Here is a 533-nt window from a genome sequence, read left to right on the forward strand (position 1 = left end):
GTCGGTCACGCCGCAGGCCAGATAGACACGAACGCCGGTTCCCGGCCCGATCATGCCCCTTCCACCGCACGGATCACATGTGTCAGCGTCACGGTATCCAGAGCCGGATCGAAGCGCAGGCAGCGACCATTCGCCAACTGCAACTCGATCTGGGCAGGCCGAGGCGCTCCTGTGCAGATGGCCGCTGTCTGCATCACCAATTCCGTGGGCCGGTCCAATCCAACCGGCAGAAACAGCGTCTCCGGAGACGCCGAAACCACGCCCTTCTTCTTCAGTTGGTGCCGCCAGGCATAGATTTGCTGCCGCGTCACATCGTGCCGCTGTGCAACCTGCGTCACCGTCGCCCCGTCCACGCCGACCGACAAAACGATCTCGAGCTTCTCCTCGTCGCTCCACCGCCGCCGCCGCTCCAGTCCAAGAATATCGCCCCGCATCCCCACACCCGCATAAGACACGTCATTAACGACGTCACTATGCACGTGCCTTAATCCATCAGCCCAAACTCAGGCAGGCGGTAACAATCGGGCCGTTAC

The 533-nt window shown here is 62.1% G+C and carries 1 protein-coding gene; it reads right to left on the bottom strand.

Features of this window, described 5'->3' with window-relative positions:
* Nucleotides 1-50 precede the first annotated feature (50 nt).
* Complete coding sequence (locus FE811_RS27095; protein ID WP_197029475.1) at nucleotides 51-479, bottom strand: transposase; 429 nt, start codon at nucleotides 477-479, stop codon at nucleotides 51-53.
* Nucleotides 480-533: the final 54 nt, after the last annotated feature.

The sequence above is a fragment of the Paracoccus sp. FO-3 genome (assembly GCF_006386455.1).
Taxonomy (GTDB): Bacteria; Pseudomonadota; Alphaproteobacteria; order Rhodobacterales; family Rhodobacteraceae; genus Paracoccus; species Paracoccus versutus.